Source organism: Sphingobacterium psychroaquaticum (assembly GCF_004421025.1).
GTDB lineage: Bacteria > Bacteroidota > Bacteroidia > Sphingobacteriales > Sphingobacteriaceae > Sphingobacterium > Sphingobacterium psychroaquaticum.
The window spans coordinates 3,623,669-3,641,389 of record NZ_CP038029.1; the positions used below are offsets into that span (position 1 = coordinate 3,623,669).

General features: G+C 41.6%; 14 protein-coding genes. All 14 read left to right on the plus strand.

Translation table 11 applies throughout. From position 1 onward, the window contains the following. Window positions 1-36: 36 nt before the first annotated feature. The 14 genes from E2P86_RS15010 to E2P86_RS15075 all read left to right on the plus strand — a co-directional run bounded on the left by E2P86_RS15010 (window position 37) and on the right by E2P86_RS15075 (window position 17,699). The gene (locus tag E2P86_RS15010; protein WP_134433646.1) at window positions 37-1,407 is read left to right on the plus strand and encodes a dipeptidase; all 1,371 of its coding nucleotides are present in this window, start codon (window positions 37-39) and stop codon (window positions 1,405-1,407) included. Between the two features lie 63 nt (window positions 1,408-1,470). Next, window positions 1,471-2,214 carry a lysophospholipid acyltransferase family protein gene (locus tag E2P86_RS15015; RefSeq protein ID WP_085474394.1) on the plus strand — a complete coding sequence of 248 codons (744 nt, stop codon included), beginning with the start codon at window positions 1,471-1,473 and terminating at the stop codon, window positions 2,212-2,214. A 24-nt stretch (window positions 2,215-2,238) separates the two neighbouring features. Next, a complete protein-coding gene (locus E2P86_RS15020; RefSeq protein ID WP_134433647.1) occupies window positions 2,239-2,997 on the plus strand; it encodes an ABC transporter ATP-binding protein in 759 nt (252 codons plus the stop codon). A gap of 120 nt (window positions 2,998-3,117) precedes the next feature. Further along, window positions 3,118-3,339 (plus strand): DUF2795 domain-containing protein, encoded by a 222-nt coding sequence (locus E2P86_RS15025; protein ID WP_002996718.1) that lies wholly within the window; start codon window positions 3,118-3,120, stop codon window positions 3,337-3,339. A 94-nt stretch (window positions 3,340-3,433) separates the two neighbouring features. Continuing rightward, entirely contained in the window at window positions 3,434-3,853 is a 420-nt protein-coding gene (locus E2P86_RS15030; protein ID WP_085474396.1) for a hypothetical protein, read from the plus strand. Window positions 3,854-4,219: 366 nt separating this feature from the next. Then, complete coding sequence (gene trpD / locus E2P86_RS15035; RefSeq protein ID WP_134433648.1) at window positions 4,220-5,209, plus strand: anthranilate phosphoribosyltransferase; 990 nt, start codon at window positions 4,220-4,222, stop codon at window positions 5,207-5,209. Between the two features lies 1 nt (window position 5,210). Further along, on the plus strand, window positions 5,211-5,828 hold the full coding sequence (locus E2P86_RS15040; RefSeq protein WP_085474398.1) for a phosphoribosylanthranilate isomerase: 618 nt from the start codon (window positions 5,211-5,213) through the stop codon (window positions 5,826-5,828). After that, window positions 5,825-7,009, plus strand: a complete 1,185-nt coding sequence (gene trpB, locus E2P86_RS15045; RefSeq protein WP_134433649.1) for a tryptophan synthase subunit beta — start codon at window positions 5,825-5,827, stop codon at window positions 7,007-7,009. Before E2P86_RS15040 ends, trpB begins: the two co-directional genes overlap by 4 nt. A gap of 4 nt (window positions 7,010-7,013) precedes the next feature. Next, window positions 7,014-7,781 (plus strand): tryptophan synthase subunit alpha, encoded by a 768-nt coding sequence (gene trpA / locus E2P86_RS15050; RefSeq protein WP_134433650.1) that lies wholly within the window; start codon window positions 7,014-7,016, stop codon window positions 7,779-7,781. A gap of 295 nt (window positions 7,782-8,076) precedes the next feature. Continuing rightward, window positions 8,077-8,511, plus strand: a complete 435-nt coding sequence (locus E2P86_RS15055) for a hypothetical protein (RefSeq protein ID WP_134433651.1) — start codon at window positions 8,077-8,079, stop codon at window positions 8,509-8,511. A gap of 137 nt (window positions 8,512-8,648) precedes the next feature. Further along, the gene (locus tag E2P86_RS15060) at window positions 8,649-11,300 is read left to right on the plus strand and encodes a TonB-dependent receptor domain-containing protein (protein WP_134433652.1); all 2,652 of its coding nucleotides are present in this window, start codon (window positions 8,649-8,651) and stop codon (window positions 11,298-11,300) included. A 133-nt stretch (window positions 11,301-11,433) separates the two neighbouring features. After that, a complete protein-coding gene (locus E2P86_RS15065) occupies window positions 11,434-11,799 on the plus strand; it encodes a hypothetical protein (protein ID WP_085474403.1) in 366 nt (121 codons plus the stop codon). Window positions 11,800-12,009: 210 nt separating this feature from the next. After that, entirely contained in the window at window positions 12,010-13,113 is a 1,104-nt protein-coding gene (locus E2P86_RS15070; RefSeq protein ID WP_134433653.1) for an efflux RND transporter periplasmic adaptor subunit, read from the plus strand. Between the two features lie 26 nt (window positions 13,114-13,139). Next, a complete protein-coding gene (locus tag E2P86_RS15075; protein ID WP_085474405.1) occupies window positions 13,140-17,699 on the plus strand; it encodes an efflux RND transporter permease subunit in 4,560 nt (1,519 codons plus the stop codon). The last annotated feature ends 22 nt before the right edge of the window (window positions 17,700-17,721 follow it).

Below are 17,721 nucleotides of genomic sequence, written 5' to 3' on the forward strand. Positions count from 1 at the left end.
ATATTAATTATGTAACTTTGTAAAAACTTAAAATATATGCAAACGATAAAAGAATATGTTCAATCCAATAAGGATAGATTTTTAGAGGAATTGTTCGCCTTATTACGTTTTCCATCGGTTAGTGCTGATCCTAAATACAAGAATGATGTTGTCAAAACAGCTGAATTCGTTGCGCAAAAACTTAAAGATGCTGGCGCGGATAAAGTGGAGGTTTGCCCAACAGCTGGCAATCCGATTGTGTATGGAGAAAAGATTATTGACCCAGCACTTCCTACCGTTTTAGTGTATGGGCATTATGATGTACAACCTGCTGATCCATTAGAGCTATGGGAAACACCTCCTTTTGAACCAACCGTACGTGATGGCAAAATCTATGCGCGCGGAGCAGCGGACGACAAAGGGCAATTTTACATGCATGTTAAAGCTTTTGAATACATGATTGCCAACCAAGCACTGTCATGTAATATCAAGTTTATGATTGAAGGAGAAGAAGAGGTAGGTTCTGTAAACTTAGGCACATTCGTAAAAGAAAACACAGAACGCTTAAAAAGCGATGTAATTGTTATCTCTGATACCTCTATGATTAGTCTGGAACAACCTTCCATTGAAACAGGCTTGCGCGGCTTGTCCTACGTAGAGGTGGAGGTAACAGGACCGAACCGTGATTTACACTCAGGGGTGTATGGGGGTGCTGTAGCCAATCCGGCGACGATCCTCGCGAAACTTATTGCGTCTTTACACGATGAGAACAACCATATCGCAATTCCTGGATTTTATGATGATGTATTGGAATTATCTCCCGCAGAAAGAGAAGCATTAAATAAAGCTCCTTTTGATATTGAAGAATACAAACAAGATTTAGGCGTTGGTGATATTTGGGGGGAAAAAGGTTTCACTACGATCGAAAGAACAGGTATCCGTCCAACTCTAGAGGTAAATGGTATCTGGGGTGGGTACATTGGTGAGGGTGCCAAAACGGTATTACCGTCTAAAGCATTTGCAAAAATATCAATGCGTTTGGTCCCAAATCAGAATTCGGAAAGAGTGACCGAACTGTTCAAAAAACATTTTGAAGGTATTGCTCCGGCCTATGTTAAAGTTGAGGTAAAACCACACCACGGCGGTGAACCAGTAGTTACACCAACGGATAGTATTGCCTATAAAGCGGCGGAAAAAGCGTTGGAAGAAGCTTTCAACAAGAAACCAATTCCAACAAGAGGAGGAGGTTCAATTCCTATTGTAGCCCTTTTCGAAAAAGAGCTTAATGTAAAAACGGTACTACTAGGCTTCGGCTTAGACAGCGATAACTTACACTCTCCGAATGAGAAGTATGGTATTGAAAACTACTTAAAAGGGATCGAGACCATTCCTTCTTTCTTCAAGTATTTTGCTGAATTAAGTAAATAATTTCATAAAAGAGAAAAGCTCCACGACATTGGAGCTTTTCTCTTTTTTAGCTATGTTTGGTGCATGAATAAGCTTCTGCGAAAAATGCATCTATATGCGTACTACGGTTTTGTTCTCTTTTTTTTCGCACTAGCATACCCTAGATTGGCGTTCTTAGCACGTAAACCACAAAAAAACTACCAACGCATTGCACAAATCAGAAGGTGGATCAGCTTATCCTCTCTTCGCTTAGCAGGCATTCGTATCCAAGTTCTCCATCAGCCTGACCTGGATTGGTCTCAGAACTATATTATCTGCCCGAACCATACCTCCATCTTAGACATCAGTATATTAAACTATATTGTGCCACCCAACTTTTCCTTTATGGGCAAGGTAGAATTGCTCAGCAATCCAGTAACCCGTATATTTTTCAAAACTATTGATATTGCTGTTGATCGGAACAGTAAAGTATCTTCTTTCAAAGCTTTCAAACAAGGAGACACCTTACTCAAGGAAGGGAAATCCCTCGTTATCTTTCCCGAAGGAAAAATTGACGATGAATATCCACCAATTATGCATCCTTTCAAGGCAGGGCCATTTCGACTCGCAACAGATAATAATAAGGCTATTCTTCCAGTCGTTATACACAACGCTTGGGAACTTTTGTGGGACGATGGTTTTAGATTTGGCATGAAATCTGGCACCCTATATCTATCGATTCTAGATCCCATATCTCCGCATTTAGAGGGGCACGAAAAAGATAAAGATTTAGCAGACTCTGTTTACAAACAGATGAATTTTTCTTGGCAAATGTATAATAAATCGTAACTTAACCTACATATTGCGAACTACATGAACAATGAATACTTAATTGAGATTGATGACATCGGCAGACAGTATATTGTTGGTAATCAAGAAATAGACGCCCTCAAATCTGTTACATTAAAGATCAAAAAAGGTGAATTTGTCGCCTTAATGGGTCCCTCCGGATCAGGAAAATCAACCTTAATGAATATCTTAGGGTGTTTGGATACACCGACCAAAGGACGATATGTGTTGAACGGCCACGATGTTTCGGATATGAGCGAAAATGACCTTGCGGCGATCCGCAATAAGGAAATTGGTTTTGTTTTTCAAACGTTCAACCTACTCCCTAAAAGTACGGCCTTAGAAAACGTAGCCCTTCCATTAATTTATGCGGGTTATAGTAAAAAGGTGCGGGAAGAACGGGCACAGCGGACCTTGGAGAACGTAGGCTTAGGAAATAGGGTCGATCACCGTCCTAATGAACTGTCGGGAGGACAACGTCAGCGTGTTGCCGTTGCACGGGCTTTAATTAATGACCCATCCATTATCTTAGCGGATGAGCCAACAGGAAACCTCGATACTAAGACTTCTATTGAAATTATGGGATTGATTGAGGATATCCATGCAAAAGGAAATACCATTATCCTCGTTACCCATGAGGAAGATATCGCACAACATGCGCACCGTATTGTAAGAATGCGTGACGGATTAATTGAAGATGATTATACGAACCCTAGCATAAAGTCCGTAAAGCCCCGATTGGAAGCATTACGAGAAAAGGGTTCAGACTTTGAAAATTTATAACTTTTTAAATCACTCAAAATCAACAAATTACCCACAACGCGGTAACATAACATTCTTTTGACTTGATTTAGTTAATAATTATGTTATTTTTGCGAAAATAGCAAATATAAATTATTAGATATGTATTGGACACTAGAACTAGCATCACACTTAGAAGATGCACCATGGCCAGCAACTAAAGACGAGTTAATCGACTATGCTATTCGTTCAGGAGCTCCAGTTGAGGTGATAGAAAATCTCCAAGCTTTGGAAGACGATGGCGAGCCATATGAAAACATTGAAGAGATTTGGCCTGACTATCCGACGAAAGACGATTTCTTTTTTAACGAAGACGAGTATTAAGTATTATAAAAAACGCCTCTCCGAGGCGTTTTTTATGTGTAAATCCATTTTTATCATGCGACAATACATTTGCACTATTATAATCCTTCTAACTGTGCTTACGGTATCTGCTCAACAAAGCACTAACGAAGTAGACAAAGATATATCGATCATAAAAAACTTTGTTACTAGTGTTGCGGATGAGGAAGTCCGTGCGGATGTCATCTTAAGTCAACATCTGCTCCTAAAAGGGGAACTGTCTAATGACACCTACGATTACCTGGAAGCGAGTGTGCAGGAGATCCGATTGAACTTACAAAACAGAAAGCTAGAAGATATTCAATACATTCCCTTCAATAAATTACCCCGTAAAGAAACAAAAGATATAGATCCGGAAGGGAAACCAACAGACAAAATGTACTTCTTGCGATACAAAGACCGTCAGTTACTCGCGGTTTATATCGAAGCGGATAAAATCGCTTCTTTTACACTGGTATCCAAAGGCAATAATATGGCACATTTTGTAACCTACTAGATGCTGTTGCAAACGGTTATTCAATGGTAAAAAAATATTCATCCTTTCCGTTCTCACTATTTAATTATAAAAGTTTTTTATAAAAATTTGCAGTTCATTATTTAATTTTTGATATTTGCTTTAATCAACAACAAAAATGATATTTTCAATCGTAAATAAAGCATGGTGGTGGCACAACAGTTAATGTTGTGGCGAAATCCTATTGCTTGAAATATTTACATCAAAAAATAGTGGGCTTGCCGTTTTGGCGAGCCTTTTTTTGTAGAAAAAACCTGCGTGTTCGCTAAAACAATATACCCATCAACTGTATCCATTATGTGGAAGCAGGGTAGCGTACATTAGTTTATTTATTTTCTTTATTCTGTTATGAAAGAAATACTAGCTCATTTATTTGAGTACAAAACATTTACAAAAGAAGAGGCTTACAATATCCTCACGAATATGGCGACGGGCAAATATGATGCACACCAAATAGCGGCCTTTATGACCATATATGGGATGCGTAGCATTCGCGTGGAGGAGCTCAGTGGCTTCCGTGACGCCATGTACGATCTATGTCTTAAAATGGAGTTTCCAGGATACGATCTTATCGACTTATGTGGTACAGGTGGCGATGGAAAAAATACATTTAACATCTCAACACTGGCCTCTTTTGTTGTCGCTGGCGCCGGATACCATGTAGCGAAACACGGGAACGTAGGCGTTTCATCGGGCTGTGGATCTTCCAATGTTATGGAATATTTAGGCTATACTTTTACGAATGATAAGAGTATCTTGAACAGCCAACTGGATGAAGCAAATATATGTTTCTTACATGCGCCTCTATTTCACCCCGCCATGAAGACAGTCGCTCCTATTCGCCGTGCACTTGGCGTAAAAACTTTCTTTAATATGTTGGGTCCCTTGACAAATCCTGCAAGCCCCAAATATCAAGCCGTTGGTGTTTTCAGTTTAGAGCTTGCCCGATTATACAACTATCTGTATCAACAAACCGAAAAGCAGTATAGTATTATTCATGCCTTAGATGGTTACGATGAAATATCACTGACAGGTGATTTTAAAATTATAAGTAATGCCGGAGAAAATGCCTACGAAGTGACACAATTAGGTTTCGAACCACTTGCGGCGAACCGCATCACAGGCGGTGATACCGTAGAAGAAGCGGCCAAAATATTCACCACGATTATCCAAGGGCAGGGCGACGATGCCCAGAACAATGTTGTCCTTACCAATGCGGCATTTGCAATAAAGACGATCCACCCCGAAAAGAGTTTTGCCGACTGCTTCTATGAGGCAGAAGAATCCTTACTTCGGGGCAATGCGTTACGTTCATTCAAAAAAATTACGCAAAATTAATATGGCAATCTCTTTGGTCAAAGTATGTGGCATGCGTATCCCGCATAATATCGAGGAATTGACGCAGTTACCAATAAACTACATCGGTTTTATTTTCTATAAAAAATCGAAACGTTTTGTGTCGACACTGCCATTAGTAGAAATGCCCGATACGATTAAGAAAGTAGGGGTTTTCGTAAATAGCACCATCGAAGACGTTAAAACGGAGATTGCGCATGGACTCCAAGCGGTACAACTTCACGGCGATGAATCTGCTGCCTACTGCCAGTCCATTAAAGACACCGGAGTGGAGGTCATCAAAGCTTTTGGTATTGGGTCCGTTATGGATTGGAAGCAACTTGAACCTTACACCACCGTTGTAGACTATTTTTTGTTTGACACCAGTAGTGCACAATACGGCGGAACGGGGATTACCTTTGACTGGCAGATATTAAAAGAATATCCCTATGATACACCTTACTTTTTAAGCGGCGGTCTCGATATCGATAATATTCCAACCGCCCAACAAATAACAGATCCTAGATTGGTAGGACTAGACTTAAATTCTCGGTTCGAAATTGAACCAGGACTGAAAAACATCAACCGAATTAAAGAAGCTTTGAAAATCATAAAAAGATGAGCAAGTACCATGTAAACGAAAAAGGCTATTATGGACCTTTTGGCGGCGCTTATGTCCCTGAAATGTTGTACCCCAATGTAGAGGAGCTGCAACAGAAATACCTAGCAATCATGGAAGAAGACAGCTTTAAGGCCGAATTCAATGAATTGCTGCGGGATTATGTAGGCCGTCCTTCTCCCCTATACTATGCGAAACGTTTATCGGAGAAATATAAAACCAATATTTTCCTGAAACGGGAAGACTTAAATCATACTGGAGCACATAAAATCAATAATACAATCGGTCAGATCCTGTTAGCAGAACGTCTGGGGAAAAAGCGCATTATTGCTGAAACAGGAGCTGGCCAGCATGGTGTCGCTACCGCAACAGTATGTGCGCTGAAAGGATTGGAATGTGTTGTCTATATGGGCGAGATTGATATTCAGCGGCAGGCACCAAATGTTGCCCGTATGAAAATGATGGGGGCGACAGTTGTTGCAGCACAGTCAGGCAGTAAAACCCTAAAAGATGCCACAAATGAAGCTTTGCGAGATTGGATTAATAACCCCGTAGACACGCATTATATTATTGGGTCAGTCGTGGGGCCTCATCCCTACCCCGATTTAGTGGCACGCTTTCAATCCATCATTTCTGAAGAAACAAGAAAACAGCTGAATGAAAAAACAGGTAAAGAATTGCCAGACTACGTCTTGGCATGTGTTGGCGGTGGGTCAAATGCTGCAGGGATGTTTTACCACTTTCTCGATGAGCCTTCGGTGCAATTAATTGCGGTTGAAGCAGCAGGACATGGGGTGGACAGTGGTGAATCAGCGGCAACTACTGCTCTCGGCCACGAAGGTGTACTACATGGTAGTAGATCCATTTTAATGCAGACTCCGGATGGTCAGGTTATTGAACCCTACTCTATCTCTGCCGGATTAGATTATCCAGGGATCGGCCCTCAACATGCCTGGTTGTACAAAAGTGGGCGCGGCACGTATGTGAGTATTACGGATAACGAAGCGATGGAAGCGGGGCTACAGTTAACACGTCTCGAAGGAATTATCCCTGCAATCGAAAGCTCCCATGCTTTAGCACAGCTCGAAAAAATGGCGTTCCAACCCGAGGATAATGTCGTCGTATGCCTGTCCGGCCGTGGCGATAAGGATTTAGATAATTACATGAAATATTTTGGTTTTTAATAGCATGACAACGAACAATATATTTACTGACCCAGAAAAATCAAGGCTCTTATCCATCTATTTTACAGCCGGATATCCAACCTTAGGTAGCACTATTGATATTGCAGAGAGCTTAGAAAAAGCAGGAGCCGATTTTTTAGAAATAGGTTTCCCGTATTCGGATCCCGTAGCAGATGGCCCGGTCATCCAACACAGTTCGGAAGAAGCGCTTAAAAACGGAATGACGCTGGAAGTCCTCTTCACGCAGCTACGGGAGTTACGTCAACGTGTTTCTATTCCTATTTTCTTGATGGGTTATTTTAATCCTGTCCTTCAATTTGGAGTCGAAAAATTCTGTATCGCCTGTAAAGAGGTCGGTGTAAATGGCGTAATCATCCCCGACCTTCCCATGTATGAGTATGAGGAACTCTATCGGGATGTCTTCGAAAGTAATGGCATTAGCAATATATTCTTGATCACGCCACAAACTTCAGAAGAACGGATACGAAAGATAGATCAACTTTCGACCAGCTTTATCTACGTCCTCTCATCCAATGCGACCACCGGGAAACAACTCGAGGTAAACAACTCGGCAAGTGATTACTTTACACGTCTCGCTTCGATGAAGTTGAAAAACCCGTTAGTTATCGGCTTTGGTATTTCTAATGCTGATACGTTTCGAAAAGCAACAGACCATGCAAAAGGGGCTATTGTAGGAACTGCGTTTGTTCGCCTGTTAGCTGAAGAGAATTACGCTGAAAAGATTCCTGCTTTTATAAAAGCTTTAAAATAACTTCAAATACTAAATATGAAGGGAGTAAAAACTCCCTTCATATTACAGATGATTTACATATTTTGAATATACTTTAAACACAGCAATGGCTGTAATGATAAGTATCGCCGCAATAGAGAGCGAGATTTCCGGATTTAGATTGAGCTGATCCATCTTTAGGTAATAATTTTAAGGTTTCATAATTTTATTACGTTAAAAATAACTGTTGTAACATGAAATTACAACTTTTTTTTTCGCTTTTTAACAAAATAATTACAATTGCTATCCCAATTCAACCATCTTTAATTCATTATATTTGCCAGCAGTGAAAACCTTCGTTACATATCTATTACTATTTTTCTATGCGCTGACAAGCACAGGAGCTTCTGTGTATATGCACCAGTGTCATGGAGGAACAGTTCTTGTAACCCAAGATAATATCGAAGAGCACCACAAAAAATGCCCACTTTGCAACGCAGAAGGTGAAACTAAGCCGCATGCTTGTGATAAAGGAAAAGCAGATTGTTGTAAAGACATTAAACTAGACCTTAAGAAAAGTAAAGACGATGCAGAAAACACGCATGCTTCTTTAGCTTTTTTAAGTCTTTCACCTGCCATAATAACTTTACACTGGATACTATCCGTGCAATACAGCGCGGACCAGGAAATTGCACCCAAACAAGTCGACACCACCAAACTGCTGGTCTCGTCCTCCCCTACCTATCTCAAACACTGTAACTTCAGAATTTGATTTCTTCCTTTTTTGATTATATCTAGGTATTAGAAGATCTACTTACCTATGCGATCAACTCATTTTTGTGAATGCGTCAAAACACGTACGGCAAAAAAGATGCTTGATGTACTATTATTCAACTTTAATCGAACACAATGAAGATAAAATCATTATTTACAGGGATTTTAACCCTCGTACTTGTTACCTTATATAGCACCACCTTTGCACAAAAAGCAACCAGTATTACTTTTGATGTCGCTGGAAATTGCGGTATGTGTAAACAACGAATCGAAAAAGCCGCAAAGGTTAAAGGCGTTTCCGAAGCAACATGGAATGCCGAAACTGGAAAAATAACAGTTGCCTTCGACAGCAAATCGACAAATGCCAAAGCCATAAAACAAGCGATAGCAGACGTAGGTCATGATACAGATGAAGTGCGCGCTAAAGACGACGTCTATGCGAAGTTACATGAATGTTGTATGTATGACCGCATCGGCGATGATGACCATGACGATCATGCGGGACATGATCACAACGATCATGCCGGGCACGACCATGCCAAAGCTGGCGATCCTAAAAAGGCGGAGGAAGAAGATGATCACCATGCGCACGACCACGAACATGTGGTACGCGGTGTAGTGGTTAGAGAAAATGAAAAAGGCGAATTAACACCTATCCCCGGCGTAAATGTACACTGGTTGGATGACCCTAAAAAACAACTCCAAAGTAATGAGAATGGTGTGTTTGACATCAAACATGAAAAAGGATATAAGCAATTGGTTGTAAGTTTTGTAGGTATGAAATCGGACACAATAACGGTTAAAAATCTACACGACATTTTGGTTATACATGCGAAGAATAACGTACTGGAAGAGGTTGTTGTTTCTCGTAAACAAAAATCTAGCTATATCTCCAAGATGACACCTAACAGGGTGGAGATGATCACAGCAAAAGAACTATTTAAGGCGGCATGTTGTGACCTAAGTGAAAGCTTTACAACGAATGCCTCTGTTGATGTTGTTAGTAGTGACGCTGTAACAGGCGCCAAGCAGATTCAATTATTGGGTTTAAGTGGTGTTTACACACAGCTTACCGTGGAAAACCTACCCGGTCCACGCGGTTTTGCGGCACCATTAGGATTAAACAGCATGGCTGGACCATGGATTGAATCCATCCAGATCAGTAAAGGAATGGGGTCCGTAGCAAATGGTTTTGAAAGTATGTCGGGACAAATCAATGTTGAATTGAAAAAACCGCATAACAGTGACCGCTTGTACTTCAATGCCTATGCCAACAATATGGGGCGTACAGATGTGAACCTTAATCTTTCGCAAAAGATCAATGACAAATGGTCTGTTGGTATGTTGTTACATGATAACTTCATGTACAATAAAACGATGAACTTCAGTAACAATGGGTTTCGCGATATGCCTGTAGGTAACACGTTCTCCGGCATTAACCGTTGGCATTATGAAAACGGCAAAGGACTAATCGCACAATTTGGTATCAAATATCTAAATGATGATCGTGTAGGTGGTGAGATTGATTTTAACGAAAAGACAGACAAACTGACGACCAATAAATACGGTTTAGCATTTGATATCGAGCGAATCGAAGGTTTTGCAAAAATTGGTTACATTTTCCCAAATCACAAACTACGTAGTATTGGTTTGCAGTTATCAGGTTCACATTACAAGCAAGATAGTTACTTTGGGCTAACCACCTATAATAACGAACAGAATAGTGGATATGCCAACCTATTATTCCAAGATGTGATCGGCAGTGTAAAACATAAGTATAAAGCTGGAGTCTCAGTCGCGTACGATAAATACAACGAATCGATCCTAACAAATAAATTCGATCGCACGGAAACAGTCTCTGGTGCTTTTGTAGAGTATACCTATGCGCCCAACGAAAAGTTTGATGCCGTTTTGGGGTTACGCCAGGACTACAACAGTATCTACGGTTGGTTTACGACACCAAGAGCGGTATTGCGCTATGCGCCAACGACCACAACGACTTTACGTCTTAGCTCGGGTCGTGGCCAACGTACCGCAAATATCTTCGCCGAAAATATGGGAATTTTTGCTTCCAGCAGATTGATCGATTACACCAAACTATCGAATACAGATGGTACAGCATACGGCCTAAAACCAGAAGTATCTTGGAATACTGGACTGACCTTAGACCAAGATTTTAAACTCTTTGGTAGAGAATCAGGCTTCTCTGTAGAGTTGTTTCACAACAACTTCTCTAATCAGGTTGTCGTAGACTATGAAGACCCTCGTGCGGTATCTTTCTATAACTTAGCAGGAAAATCATTCTCTAACAGCGTACAAGCAGAATTCCGCTTTATGCCTATGCAGCATTTCGAAGCAAAATTAGCGTACCGTTTATTGGATGTACAAACGGATTATGAAGCGGGTAGATTACAAAAACCTTTGACAGCAAAACATAGAGGTTTTGTGAACCTAGGCTATAACCTTCACAGTGGATGGAGCTTTGATTACGTATTCAACGTAACAGGTAAAAAACGCCTACCATCAACAGCAAGTAATCCAGTGGAGTACCAGCGTGGAGATTATTCCGACGCTTATGTAACCATGAATGCACAAGTGAGCAAGAGCTTTGGCGCAAACAAGAACTTTACGATCTATGTTGGAGGGGAAAACTTAACGAACTTCTACCAAAAAGATCCAATCCTTGCTTTTGACCAACCATTTGGTGAACATTTTGACACCAACTTATTATGGGGGCCGGTTGCAGGTAGACTTTTCTACACGGGTGTTCGCTTTAACATCAAGTAAGCGTCACACGAAAGTAATATATAGGGTGCTTCAGCGGATGTTGAAGCACCCTATATATTTAAAGGCCTATTCTAACAGGTTTTTTACAATACTTAATTGGTTACGCAAATTCGGCTTAGTAGCTTTGCCCTGAATGATACTTAAACTGATTCATTTTTTTGTCTTGCTATGCTATGTCAACATTCTCGCCTACGAAGTCGGCGTTAATGCGCATACGCATGAGGGCATTCTCAATGGTGAATCAATACTAGAGTTTGTACTGGACGACGTGTTAGACATACCTATTAGTAAAACAAGTGAAGATGTGACCATCCCATACGATGAGTACAGATCCATGTCACACCAATCGTATCTTATACCCCTGTTTGTTTTTCTTATTACCATCTCCTTCGCTATTGCCAGTGTTATGGAGCAACCGAAGCATCCCAAGTACGATGGTAAAAAGAGACAGATTTTCCCAGGCTATTACGCATTTTTATATCGGTATAAGCCCTTTTAATTTCCTTTCCTAATAATTTCCTAAATCATAGGATTCCTTTGTCACAGTAAGCGATGAAGTAATAGCCTTACTATGCTTTAATTATAGGTATTGCCCCCTATTGGGTCAACAGCTATACCATGCGTAGTAGCCAATTGGTAGCGCTATCAAATTATGCTTCACCCTTGCTGGTTGTATTTTTTCAATCATTTACCATTAACAATTAAGTACATGAAATCGATTTCATTCGCCTTCCCAGCATTGGCTATTCTCCTTGGTGCGAGCAGCTGTGTTAGTAAAAGCTCCGAAACCACTAATGAGAGCGTAAAGCAGGTCCCTGTTACAGGACTGACCGTTATGGACACCACAATCTATAAAGAATATATCGCTGATATCCAAGCCACCAAAAATGTAGAGATTCGTTCCCGGCTTACCGGCTTCTTAGAACGCATATATGTCGATGAAGGTGCCGCGGTAAAAACCGGACAAGTGTTATTTAAACTAAATGACACGGAGTATAAAGCTGATTGTGCGCGTGCGGAAGCAGCCCTTAATATTGCTATTGCGGAAGCAAAAAAAGTAGAACTTGAGAAAGAACGCACGAAAAGATTAGTCGAAAAAAATATCGTTTCGGAAACTGAAGAAGAGCTGATTGCCGTACAACACAAAGCAGCCCTTTCGAAAGTAGAGGAAGCGCGAGCCGTACTCAATCAAGCACGCACCCAATTATCCCAAACATTAATCCGTGCCCCATTTAATGGCCGTTTGGATCGCATCCTTTTAAAAGAGGGATCCCTCCTTACCGAAGGTGCCTTACTGACAAATATTTCAGATCTAAACAACCTGAATGTATACTTTGACATTTCGGAATCAGAGTATCTCGACATGGCCAATGACTCCAGCATCAACACCAATACGATGCAAAAAGAAGTGAAACTCATGTTGGCCAATGGACAAGAATACCCATACAAGGGAATCGCACAAATTGTGGAGAGTGAATTCGAACGTAATACAGGTTCCATATCACTGCGAGCTAAATTCCCGAACAGCGAGGCTATTTTAAAACATGGTGCTTCAGGTAAGATTGGTGTTCCGATCTCTACAGGAGAAACCATGTTCATTCATCAAAAGTCAGTGCTAGAAATCCAAGATAAAACGTATGCCTTCCTCTATAATACAGATGGTAGGATCAAGATGCATCCCTTTCAGGCTGGGCCACGCGTAGGGCATTATTATATTGTGGAGGATGGCCTTGATGTAGACAGCAAAATTGTTTACGAAGGTATTCAAAGTCTTCGCGACGGAATGAAAGTAAGGGCAATCACTAAAAGATAAAAGCCCGTTAACAAATACTAGAACTTATGTTTGAAACTTATATAAAGAGACCAATATTATCATTGGTCATATCCATCTTCATTACCTTGCTGGGTCTTTTAGCCCTGTTTACGCTGCCGATCACGCAGTTTCCCGATATCGTTCCGCCCTCTGTTGTTGTTACGGCAAATTATACAGGAGCAAATGCTGAGGTGAGTACAAATGCTGTTGCTATCCCACTCGAGAAGGCCATCAACGGTGTTGCCGGTATGACATCCATGAATACCGTTACGACCAATAATGGTACGACACTGATTCAGGTTTCTTTTAAAGTAGGTGTCGACCCGGATATTGCAGCTGTAAACGTACAAAACAGGGTTACTACTGTGTTGGATGAACTTCCTGAGGAGGTAATCCGTGCGGGTGTAACAACGGAAAAAGAAGTCAACAGTATGTTGATGTATCTGAACATTTACACCGATGACAAGACCGCTGATGAACGCTTCATCTACAATTTCACGGATATCAATATCTTAAAAGAACTCAAGCGTATCGAGGGTGTTGGTTTTGCTCAAATCATGGGGATGCGTGACTACGCTATGCGGGTGTGGTTAAAACCGGATCGTTTAGCGGCCTACCAGATTTCTACCGATGAAGTTATCGAGTCACTCCGTCGACAAAATATTGAAGCAGCGCCCGGACAGACAGGAATCAGCTCGGATAAAACGGTGAACATGCAACAGTACGTACTGCGCTATCCAGGAAAATTCTCTGAGCCCGAACAGTATGAAAATGTGCCTATTCGAGCAAACGTTGATGGATCCATTGTCCGTATCAAAGATATTGCCGAAGTAGAATTTGGTTCCCTCGACTACGAGATGGTCTCCAAAACCGACGGTCGTCCTTCGGCATCGATCATGCTCAAGCAGCTTCCAGGATCTAATGCACAGGATGTAATCCAGCGTGTTAAAGATCGAATGGAAGAGTTGAAGACGGCAAACTTTCCTGCAGGGATGACCTACACTATGGGGTATGATGTATCTCGTTTTTTAGATGCTTCCATTTCCAGCGTTATAAAAACCCTTATCGAAGCTTTTATTCTAGTTTTTCTTGTCGTTTTCATTTTCTTGCAAAATTTCCGGGCAACCATAATTCCAATTCTTGCTGTCCCGGTGAGTCTAATCGGCGCCTTATTTTTTATGCAAATGATGGGATTCTCCATCAATTTACTGACGCTTTTCGCGCTGGTACTAGCGATAGGTATTGTCGTCGATAACGGTATTGTCGTCGTCGAGGCCGTGTATGCGAAGATGGAAGAAGAACATCTTCCTCCGCTAGAAGCAACCTTGGCCGCTATTAAGGAAGTGGGGACGGCCGTAATTGCAATTACACTGGTCATGTCAGCGGTATTTATTCCCGTCGCATTCCTCTCTGGACCGGTCGGTATTTTCTATCGTCAATTCTCCTTAACGCTAGCCTCAGCAATTGTAATTTCCGGTATTAATGCATTGACTTTAACACCTGCTTTATGTGCGCTTATCTTACGATCACCGCACGACAAGAAGGAATCTAACAATTGGCTGGATCGCTTTTTCCGACAATTCAATAAAAGGTACGACAAACTGGCTAACGGTTATAAAGCATTACTCGCTCGTATTGTGGGCCGCCGCTCGCTGACCTTAATCATGCTAACCATTTTCTTTGTCGCCACCTGGGGAACCAGTGCAATTCTTCCTTCGGGATTTATCCCAACTGAAGACCAAGGTATGGTTTACTTAAGCGTAACGACACCTCCGGGCGCTACAGTCGATCGAACGGAACGTATTTTGGATGAGGTCGATGCTATTTCACGCGATTTAGAAGCGGTCGAAACCGTCTCTACGTTGGCCGGATATAGTATTTTAACAGAAGTTTCAGGCGCATCCTATGGAATGGGGATGATTAACCTGAAGGCTTGGGAAGATCGTTCCCAGAGCGTAGATGATATCATCCGTGAACTCCGTGCGAAAACAGCACATATCGCGGATGCAGAGATTGAATTTTTCCCACCACCAACCGTACCAGGCTTTGGTAATGCTGCTGGTTTCGAACTGCGTTTATTGGACCGCAGTGGCAATGAAGATCTTGGTAAAACGGATGAGGTCGTTCAAAAATTCCTGACCGATCTCGCCAATGATCCTGCCATTGAGAATGCCACTTCCAGCTTTGATGTCAGTTTCCCACAATATATGTTGGAAATAGATTACGACTTGGCCGCAAAAAAAGGTATTTCTGTAGAAAATGCAATGAACACCCTTCAAACATTGATGGGAAGTTTCTATGCAACGAATTTCATTCGCTACGGTCAGATGTATAAAGTTATGGTTCAAGCCGATGCACATTACAGAAAAAAACCGGAAGACGTCCTGAATCTGTTTGTAAAAACCAAGGATGGTGAAATGGTACCCTACTCCTCCTTTGTTCGCATGAATAAAATATATGGTCCGGAGCAGATTACACGTTACAATATGTTTACCTCGGCAATGGTTACCGGGCAACCCGCTCCTGGATACAGTACCGGGCAGGCTATCGAAGCCGTACAAAAGTTAACCAAGAATCTACCACAAGGATACTCCATTGAATGGGCAGGAATGACGCGCGAGCAGGTAATCTCAGGGGACCAAGCTATTTACATCTTTGCACTGTGTTTGGTCTTCGTATACTTATTATTGGCAGCCCAATATGAAAGCTTCCTTCTTCCATTACCAGTAATTTTATGTTTACCTGCTGGTATTTTCGGATCCTTCTTATTCTTAAAGTTGTTCGGACTCGAGAACAATATCTATGCGCAAGTTGCACTGGTTATGTTGATTGGTCTATTAGGTAAAAATGCGATTCTAATTGTCGAGTATGCCGTGTTAAAACAAAAACAAGGAATGGGAATTGTGGAGGCATCCATTGAAGGCGCATATGCACGTTTGAGACCCATCCTAATGACCTCATTTGCCTTTATTGCGGGCTTGATTCCTCTTATGCTTGCCTCCGGGGCCGGTGCTATTGGAAACCGTACCATTGGTACAGCTTCGGTAGGCGGAATGTTAATAGGTACGGTCCTTGGTGTTATTGTTATTCCAGGTTTATTCGTATTATTCTCCAAAAGCAAAAAGAAAAAAGTTCCTGTTAAAGCGACAGCCGTAATTGCACTCCTTTTGTTTTTTGTCTCCTGCAGCGTCCCTAAGCAGATGGAGCGCCCGGAGCCGAAAGCACTACCAGCTACTTATCAAGAGAAGTTGGCTGACGCAGCGCCAGATACAAACTCTTTAGCCCATCAACAATGGCAGGATGTATTTCAAGATCCCGAACTAAAGATGCTGATCGATTCTGCACTCCTCTACAACTACGACCTACAACAAGCCATCAAACGTATTGAAATGGCACAGTCCAGTTTTAGGCAGAAAAAAGCAGCCTTGCTCCCTAACTTAGATCTTGCCGCAGAAGCGGGGTTACGCAAATATGGTTTTTACACCGAGTCTGGAATCGGAAACTACGACTCTAACTTTTCGGAGAACCTCAAAGCAGACGAAAAAATCCCAGAACCGGTCGTACCAGATTACTTTATCGGTGTACGTGCCTCATGGGAGCTGGATTTATGGGGAAAACTGAAAAATCAAAAACAAGCAGCCTTCAATGAACTTCTAGCTAGTAATGAAGCACGTCGACTTATTGAGACAGAGATTGTAGCAAATATTGCCTCAGCATATTATGAACTATTAAGTTTAGATGCGAAAATAAAAGTGTTCGATAATAATATTATACTGAACGAGAAAGCCCTGGAAATTACACAACTCCAGAAGGACGCAGGCCGTTCTTCCCTCTTGGGCGTCCAGCAGTTCAAAGCTTTTCTAGCGAACTCAAAAAGTCAGCGAGCACAAACAAAACAGGAGATTAGTATTCTAGAGAATCATATCAACTACTTGTCGGGGCGTTTCAATAAGCCAATTAAACGGGAAGTAAGAGAGGTAGAACATGTTTCCCTTTTTGACACCTTGCAGGTAGGCACACCGATGCTATTACTGGCACAACGCCCTGATATTAGAGAGGCAGCATTCCACTTGCTCTCCGCAGAGCATGAACTGAAATCTGTTCGCGCGGCCTTTCTTCCTTCAGTCGTGTTATCTCCATACCTGGGTCTGCAAACCTTCAGTTTTAATAAACTCGTTAGTCTCGAAAAATCATTGACTTACGGCATTTTCGGAGGATTAACAGCCCCTATTATCAACCAACAGCAGCTTAAAGCGCAATACAATAATTACAAAGCAAGCTACGGCATTAATTTCTTAGAGTACGAAAAACGCGTATTGAATGCTTACAACGAGGTGTCAAGTGCGATTCAGCTACAAGATCATATCCAGGAGCGGCAGGTGCATATCACCGAACAGGTGGAAGCACTAAATGGAGCTGTGGAAGCAGCAGGCGAATTGTTTATCGCGGGTCGCGTATCCTATCTCGATATTATTACCGCCCAGAAAGATGCATTGGAAGCACAGATAAACGAAGTTGAAATTCAAAAAGAACGAATTCTAAACCAAGTCGTAATTTATAAAGCCCTTGGTGGAGGCTGGAAATAACAAAAAAGGGGAGTTTGCTCCC

Excerpts from the sequence above, each read along its gene's own strand:
- E2P86_RS15010 (WP_134433646.1), top strand. The coding sequence starts at position 37 with ATGCAAACGATAAAAGAATATGTTCAATCCAATAAGGATAGATTTTTA.
- E2P86_RS15015 (WP_085474394.1), top strand. The coding sequence starts at position 1,471 with ATGAATAAGCTTCTGCGAAAAATGCATCTATATGCGTACTACGGTTTT.
- E2P86_RS15020 (WP_134433647.1), top strand. The coding sequence starts at position 2,239 with ATGAACAATGAATACTTAATTGAGATTGATGACATCGGCAGACAGTAT.
- E2P86_RS15025 (WP_002996718.1), top strand. The coding sequence starts at position 3,118 with ATGTATTGGACACTAGAACTAGCATCACACTTAGAAGATGCACCATGG.
- trpD (WP_134433648.1), top strand. The coding sequence starts at position 4,220 with ATGAAAGAAATACTAGCTCATTTATTTGAGTACAAAACATTTACAAAA.
- E2P86_RS15040 (WP_085474398.1), top strand. The coding sequence starts at position 5,211 with ATGGCAATCTCTTTGGTCAAAGTATGTGGCATGCGTATCCCGCATAAT.
- trpB (WP_134433649.1), top strand. The coding sequence starts at position 5,825 with ATGAGCAAGTACCATGTAAACGAAAAAGGCTATTATGGACCTTTTGGC.
- trpA (WP_134433650.1), top strand. The coding sequence starts at position 7,014 with ATGACAACGAACAATATATTTACTGACCCAGAAAAATCAAGGCTCTTA.
- E2P86_RS15060 (WP_134433652.1), top strand. The coding sequence starts at position 8,649 with ATGAAGATAAAATCATTATTTACAGGGATTTTAACCCTCGTACTTGTT.
- E2P86_RS15065 (WP_085474403.1), top strand. The coding sequence starts at position 11,434 with ATGATACTTAAACTGATTCATTTTTTTGTCTTGCTATGCTATGTCAAC.
- E2P86_RS15070 (WP_134433653.1), top strand. The coding sequence starts at position 12,010 with ATGAAATCGATTTCATTCGCCTTCCCAGCATTGGCTATTCTCCTTGGT.
- E2P86_RS15075 (WP_085474405.1), top strand. The coding sequence starts at position 13,140 with ATGTTTGAAACTTATATAAAGAGACCAATATTATCATTGGTCATATCC.